The following is a 7,146-nucleotide window of genomic DNA, read 5'->3' as shown; positions in this document are numbered from 1 at the left end:
CTGTTTCTTCGTCCCCCGCCGGGAACGGCGGGGGACGAAGAAACAGGCCCGATCTTCAAAAGCGCACGGAAAGATGCACGACGGACTCCCCTCACCGGCCCCTCACGCCCAGGCGGCCCGTGTTCGAAAGCCCGGCGCATGGCGAGCGCAGACGGTCGAGGCTGAGCCTCGCGGGGGAAGGTCCAGGAAGGGGCGCGCAGCCCCTTCCTGGCGGGAGGGTCCAGGGAGGGCGGCGCCCTCCCTGGAAAAAAACCGAACCGAGCCTAGATGCCCGCGGCGCGCACGTATTCGGCCAGGTCGGCCACGCGGCAGGAGTAGCCCCATTCGTTGTCGTACCAGGCCACGACCTTGGCCAGGGTGCCGTCCTGGACCGAGGTGAACTCCTCCTCGACGATGCCCGAGTGGGGGTCGCCCTTGAAGTCCATGGAGACCAGGGGCCGGGTGCTGTAGCCGAGGATGCCCGCGAGCGGCCCTTCGGCGGCCTCGCGCAGGGCGGCGCGCAGCGACTCGGTGGTGGCCGGGTTTTTCAGCGTGCAGGCCAGGTCCACGATGGAGACGGTGGGCGTGGGCACGCGCAGGGCGTAGCCGTCCACGCGCCCCTTGAGCTCGGGGATGACGAGCGCGACGGCCTTGGCCGCGCCGGTGGTGGTGGGGATGATGTTCTGCCCCGCGGCCCGCGCGCGGCGGAGGTCCTTGTGGGGCAGGTCGAGGATGCGCTGGTCGTTGGTGTAGGAGTGGATGGTGCACATGAGGCCCGAGACGATGCCGAAAGTGTCGTTGACGACCTTGGCCGCGGGCGCGAGGCAGTTTGTGGTGCAGGAGGCGTTGGAGATGATGGTGTGGCGCTTGGGGTCGTAGGACTTCTCGTTGACCCCGAGGACGATGGTGATGTCCTCTTCCTTGGCCGGGGCGCTGATGATGACCTTCCTGGCGCCCGCGTCGATGTGGGCCTTGGCCTTGGGGCCGGTGCGGAAGATGCCGGTGGACTCGACCACGAGGTCCGCGCCCATGTCGCCCCAGGGGATCTCGCGCGGGTCGCGGCTGGCGAAGCTCTTGACCCGCCAGTCCCCGGCCACGATCTCGCCCTCCTCGGCGTGCACGGGGAAGGGGGTGCGGCCGTAGTTGGTGTCGAACTCGAGCAGGTGGGCGTTGGTCTTTGTGTCGAAGAGGTCGTTGATGGCCACGACCTGCATGGTTTCGTGGTGGCGTTCGAAGATGGCCTTGAGGACCTGCCGGCCCACGCGGCCGAAACCGTTGATGCCTACGCGTAGCTTTTCCATGTCGGTCCTCCTAGTCCTCGAACGTCCGGTATTCGAACGAGGTGAGCATTTCGTAGTCCTTCTTGAGGGCCTGGTGGATGCGGGCGTTCTCGATGGCCAGGGCGCTCAGCGAGGCGATGGCGCAGAGGAATTCCTCCTCCGCCTTGTCGAAGGTGCGGGGCACGTCGGAGTAGACGCGCATGACGCCGATGGAGGCGCCTTCGACCTGCAGGGGCACGACGAGCACGGAGACGATGTTCTCCGCCTTGGCGGCCTCCTTGTACTGGAAGCGCGGGTCCGAGGGCGCGTCGGCGATGTGCACGATGTCGCCCGCCAGGGCCTGCTTGTCCACGGCGCTGCGCTCGACCTCCACGGGCCCCTTGCGCATGTATTCCTGGGAGAGCCCCTTGGCCGTGCCGGGCAGCAGGCGCTTGCCGGAGCGGTCCAGGAGGCGGATGGAGCACCCCTTGGCGCTCATGGCCTCGATGGTCTTTTCGGCGATCGTCGCGAGCACTGTGGCGGGATCGAGGCTCGAGTTGACCACCCGGGCCGTGGCGTAGAGCGAGCGGAAATAGGCTTCGTATCGTTCCATGGCTATCCTCCGTGTTTGGCCGTGTTCGGCTGCCGGGCGGCGAAGGCCGCCGCTCGCTATGTTTACCACGACATAAGTCGCATTGCGAGGGCAGCATGGAGTGTGTATCATAAAACTTTCGGTCGTCATCCCCTGTTCTCCACCCCCTGATCAGGCGCTCCGGCGACCGTACAGCCAGGCGGCCTCCCTCGGCGGACGGCCCGTTGCGGAAGGATTATGCGCACCCTCGGCATCCTCGGCGGCATGAGTTGGGAATCCACGCTGGAGTATTACCGGCAGTGCAACCGGGGGGTCGCCGAGGCTCTCGGCGGCCTGCACTCGGCCCCGCTGCTCGTCCACTCCTTCGATTTCGAGACCGTCGCCTCCATGCAGGCGGCGGGCGACTGGGAGGGCCTGGGCGCACTCCTCGGCGAGGCCGCGGCGGGCCTTGCCCGGGCAGGCGCGGACGGCATCGCCGTCGCCACGAACACCATGCACCTCGTGGCTCCTGCCGTGCGGGAGAGATCCGGGCTGCCGCTGCTGCACATCGCGGACGCGACGGGCCGGGCGGTGCGCGCGGCCAAGATGTCCCGCGTGGGGCTCATGGGCACGCGCTTCACCATGGAGAGGGGGGTCTATTCCGACCATCTGCGCGAGAACCACGGCATCGAGACCATCGTGCCGGACGAGGCCGATCGCGCCCTGATACACGCGGCAATTTTCGACGAACTCTGCCGCGGCGTCTTTTCCGACGCCACGCGGACCGCACTTTTCGCGGTCGTCGACCGTCTGGCAGCCGCCGGAGCCGAGGGCGTCATCCTCGGCTGCACGGAGCTGCCGCTGCTTCTCTGTCCCTGCGGGTCGGCGGCCGGGACGGCGGAGGCTGCGGCCGGACCGCTCTTCGACACCACGGCCCTGCACTGCCGCATGGCCGTGGACTGGATTCTCGAAAAGGAGACGCTTGCATGACCAGAGCCGAAGAGATCGTCGCGCGCCTGCGCGGCCTGAGCAACCAGACAACCAAGACCATCCGCACCAAGCTCGGCATGTCCACGGACCATGCCGCCTGCGTTCCCATGCGCGTGGTGCGCGGATTGGCCATGCAGATCCACCGCGACCACGCCCTGGCGCTCGAGCTCTGGGAATCGGGCCTGTACGAGGCGCGCGTCCTGGCGACGATCATCGCCGACCCGGCGCGGGTCTCGGACCCGATGATGGAGAAGTGGGCCGCGGAGAGCGACTCCTGGGACCTGACGGACCAGTGCTGCCAGAACCTCTTCTGGCGCACCCACTACGCCTGGACCAAGGCCGAGGAGTGGACGGACCGCCCCGAGGAGCTGGTCAAGCGCGCGGCCTTCGCGCTCATGGCCGTGCTCTCGCTCAAGCAGCGCCACGCGGACGAGGCGCAGTTCCTCTCCTTCCTGCCGCTCATCCGGCGCGAGGCGACGGACGAGCGGCGCCACGTGCGCAGCGCCGTCTCCTGGGCCCTGCGCAACATCGGCCGCGTCTCTCCCGCGGTGCGCGCCGAGGCCGAGAAGCTGGCCGAGGAGCTGGCCGGACGCGAGGAGAAGTCCGCCAAGGTCATCGGCCGCCAGGCGCAGAAGGCCTTCAAGAAGCTGGCCCCGCGCGGTTCCTAGAATCCCGCGCAGACACATTCCGGCCTTTCGCCCCGCACAGGCCCCGGCCTGTGCGGGGCGCATCCGGGCCCTTCCCCTGCACCCTGCGATGGGGTAGCCTGGGGCACGTTCGGCGGCCTGCGGCCGAAAGGCCCGCCGCTCAACGAAAACTCTTTTCATTCCATAGGTTATCACATGTCCACCTTCGTCCATCTGCACTGCCACACCGAATATTCCCTGCTCGACGGCGCCATCCGCATCGGCGACCTCTGCGCGCGCGCCATCGACTACGGCATGCCCTCGTGCGCCATCACGGACCACGGCAACATGCACGGCGCCCTCGACTACTACATGCAGGCCAAGAAATACGGCCTGAAGCCCATCCTCGGCTGCGAGGTCTACGTGGCCAACGGCTCGCGCACCGAGAAGAAGGCCGCCTCGCAGCGCGAGGCGGGCTACCACCTGGTGCTGCTCTCGCAGAACATGACGGGCTACAAGAACCTTCTGCAGCTCGTGACGCGCGGCCACCTGGAGGGCTTCCACTACAAGCCGCGCGTGGACCACGAGCTGCTGGCGCAGTACAACGAGGGGCTGATCGCGCTCTCGGCCTGCCTGGCGGGCGAGATCCCGCGCGCCATCATCTCGGGCGGCATGGACGAGGCCAGGAGGCTGGCCGAGCTCTATTCCTCGCACTTTCCCGGACGCTTCTACCTGGAGCTGCAGTCCAACGGCATCGAGGAGCAGCACCGGGTCAACGAGAAGCTGCTCGAGCTCTCGGAAGAGCTCTCCCTGCCCCTGGTGGCGACCAACGACTGCCACTACCTGAACGCCGACGACGTGGAGGCGCACGACGTGCTGTTGTGCATCCAGACCGCGGCGCAGGTGGACGACCCGAAGCGCATGCGGTTCGGCACGGACGACCTCTACTTCCGCTCCCCCGAGGAGATGGAGAAGGAGTTCTCCCACTGCCCGGAGGCCATCGCCAACACGCTGCGCATCGCCGAGCAGTGCGAGGTGGAGCTCGACCTGAAGACCCTGCACTTCCCGGTCTACGACCTGCCCGAGGGCATGACGCTCGAGACGGAGTTCAGGAAGCTCGCCAAGGAGGGCCTGGAGAGACGGCTCAAGCACATCCCCGAGGAGAAGCACCCGGACTACTGGAAGCGGCTGGAATACGAGCTGGACGTCATCTGCACCATGCAGTTCCCGGCCTACTTCCTGATCGTGCAGGACTTCATCAACTGGGCCAAGGACCACGGCATCCCCGTGGGGCCGGGCCGCGGCTCGGCGGCCGGGTCCATCGTGGCCTACGCCCTGCGCATCACCAACCTCGACCCCCTGCCGTACAACCTGCTCTTCGAGCGCTTCCTGAACGTGGAGCGCGTCTCCATGCCGGATATCGACGTGGACTTCTGCGAACGCAGGCGCCTGGAGGTCATCCGCGACTACGTCTCCAAGAAGTACGGCGCGGACTCCGTGGCCCAGATCACGACCTTCGGGAAGATGAAGGCCAAGGCCGTGGTGCGCGACGTGGCCCGGGCCATGGGCTTCGCCTTCGGCGAGGCGGACAAGGTCGCCAAGCTCATCCCCGAAGAGATGAAGATGACCATCACGAAGGCCCTGGACAAGGAGCCGGAGCTGAAGACGCTCTACGACACCGACGGTCGGGTGAAGAAGCTCCTGGACATCTCGAAGCGGCTCGAGGGGCTGTGCCGCCACGCCTCGGTGCACGCCGCGGGCGTGGTCATCTCGGACAAGCCCATGGTCGAGTACCTGCCGCTGTACACCGGGAAGAACGGCGAAATCGTCACCCAGTTCGACATGAAGAAGGTCGAGAAGGTCGGCCTGGTCAAGTTCGACTTCCTGGGACTGCGCACCATGACGGTCATCCAGGACTGCCTGGACAACATCGCGCGCCAGGGCAAGACCGCGCCGGACCTGGACACCCTGCCCCTGACCGACGAGAAAACCTACGAGCTCTACTCGCGCGGCGACACGGACGGCGTCTTCCAGGTGGAATCGCAGGGCATGCGCAAGTACCTGATGAAGCTCAAGCCCAACTGCTTCGAGGATCTCATCGCAATGCTCGCCCTCTACCGCCCGGGGCCGCTCGGCTCGGGCATGGTCGACGAGTTCATCGACCGCAAGCACGGTCGCGTGCCGGTCTCCTATCCCTACCCGACCCTGGAGGAGACGCTGAAGCCGACCTACGGCGTCATCGTCTACCAGGAGCAGGTCATGAAGACCGCCCAGGTCATCGGCAACTACTCGCTGGGCGAGGGCGACCTCCTGCGCCGCGCCATGGGCAAGAAGATCGCCGAGGAGATGGCCTCGCAGCGCGAGCGCTTCCTCATGGGCTCGCGCGAGAACAACATCCCGGACTCCACGGCCAACGAGATCTTCGACCTGATGGAGAAGTTCGCGGAGTACGGCTTCAACAAGTCCCACTCCGCGGCCTACGCGCTCATCTCCTACCACACGGCCTGGCTCAAGACCTACTACCCGCACGAGTTCATGGCCGCCCTGATGACCTCGGAAATCGAGGATCAGGACAAGATCCTGAAGCACATCAACACCTGCCGCGACAACGACATCCGCGTCTTCGGCCCGGACATCAACAAGAGCATCTACGCCTTCAGCGTGGAGGCGGGCAGCGAGGAGAACGGCGGCGCCAAGGCCGTGCGCTACGGCCTGGGCGGCATCAAGAACGTGGGCCAGGAGGCGATCCGCGACATCATCGAGAACCGCGAGAACGACGGCCCGTACACCTCGCTCCTGGACCTCTGCTCGCGCGTGAACCTGCGCAAGACCACCAAGCGCGTGCTCGAGCACCTGATCAAGGCCGGGGCCTTCGACTGCTTCGGCATCACCCGCGCCGCCCTGTTCGCGGGCATGGAGCGGGTGCACGCCCAGGGACAGAAGAAGCAGAAGGAGAAGGACTCCGGCCAGATGTCGCTCATGGGCCTGCTCGACGAGAAGCCCGCCTGCCTGCCGGGCCTCGGGCTGTCCTGCGAGGAGCAGACCATGGAGGAGTGGCCGGACGACGAGAAGCTGCGCTTCGAGAAGGACGCCCTGGGCCTCTACCTTTCGAGCCACCCCCTGCTCGCCTGGCGCCACGAGCTGCGCCGCCTGCGGCTGCCGAGCATCGCGGACTGCGCCGAGATGGGCGCGGAGACCGAGGTGGACGTGGCCGTGGTCATCAGCAGCAAGCAGGAGAAATACACCAAGAAGGGCGACAAGATGGCCATCTGCCAGGTGGAGGACCTGACCGGCTCCTGCGAGATGCTGGTCTTCCCCCGCGCCTTCGAGGCCATGCGCGAGCTCCTGGACACGGACCAGCCCCTGGTGGTCTCGGTGAAGATCGCGCCCACCGAGGAGGCCAGCGAGGACGCGCCCAAGAAGGCCAAGCTCTTCGCGGAGAAGGCCCAGCCCCTGAGCAAGGCCCAGGCCGCGGCGGCCGACCCGGTGGTCTTCCGCGTGGAGATCTGCGTGGGCCGCGAGGAGGCCCTGGACGGCCTGCGCGACATCCTCACGCGCCACCCGGGCGGGGCGCCGGTCTACGTGGACCTCAAGCTGCCCGAGGCCTACTGCCGCCTGCAGCTGGACGCCCGCTACTCCGTGAGCCCCTGCCCCGAGTTCTACAAGGAGCTGGACGCCTGGCGCGGCTCGCTCTCCCCGGCCACGGCCGGCTAAACGCTTC

At 67.1% G+C, this 7,146-nt stretch carries 5 protein-coding genes; 3 read left to right on the top strand and 2 right to left on the bottom strand.

All coding sequences use genetic code 11. The annotated features are described in order from the left end of the window. Positions 1–263: 263 nt before the first annotated feature. Positions 264–1,280 (bottom strand): type I glyceraldehyde-3-phosphate dehydrogenase, encoded by a 1,017-nt coding sequence (gene gap / locus DSX2_RS03965; protein ID WP_020879752.1) that lies wholly within the window; start codon positions 1,278–1,280, stop codon positions 264–266. A gap of 10 nt (positions 1,281–1,290) precedes the next feature. Further along, complete coding sequence (locus tag DSX2_RS03960) at positions 1,291–1,851, bottom strand: GAF domain-containing protein (protein ID WP_020879751.1); 561 nt, start codon at positions 1,849–1,851, stop codon at positions 1,291–1,293. Positions 1,852–2,067: 216 nt separating this feature from the next. Here DSX2_RS03960 and DSX2_RS03955 point away from each other — a divergent pair, with 216 nt between their 5' ends. From DSX2_RS03955 to dnaE, 3 genes are all read left to right on the top strand, one after another. Beyond that, on the top strand, positions 2,068–2,799 hold the full coding sequence (locus DSX2_RS03955) for an aspartate/glutamate racemase family protein (protein WP_020879750.1): 732 nt from the start codon (positions 2,068–2,070) through the stop codon (positions 2,797–2,799). Continuing rightward, the gene (locus DSX2_RS03950; protein WP_020879749.1) at positions 2,796–3,467 is read left to right on the top strand and encodes a DNA alkylation repair protein; all 672 of its coding nucleotides are present in this window, start codon (positions 2,796–2,798) and stop codon (positions 3,465–3,467) included. The genes DSX2_RS03955 and DSX2_RS03950 overlap by 4 nt, the downstream gene beginning before the upstream one ends. A gap of 174 nt (positions 3,468–3,641) precedes the next feature. Continuing rightward, positions 3,642–7,139 carry a DNA polymerase III subunit alpha gene (gene dnaE, locus DSX2_RS03945; protein WP_020879748.1) on the top strand — a complete coding sequence of 1,166 codons (3,498 nt, stop codon included), beginning with the start codon at positions 3,642–3,644 and terminating at the stop codon, positions 7,137–7,139. Positions 7,140–7,146: the final 7 nt, after the last annotated feature.

The organism is Desulfovibrio sp. X2 (assembly GCF_000422205.1).
Lineage (GTDB): Bacteria > Desulfobacterota > Desulfovibrionia > Desulfovibrionales > Desulfovibrionaceae > Alkalidesulfovibrio.
Note: the sequence above shows the minus strand (reverse complement) of the source record. Positions and strands in the feature narration are given on the sequence as shown.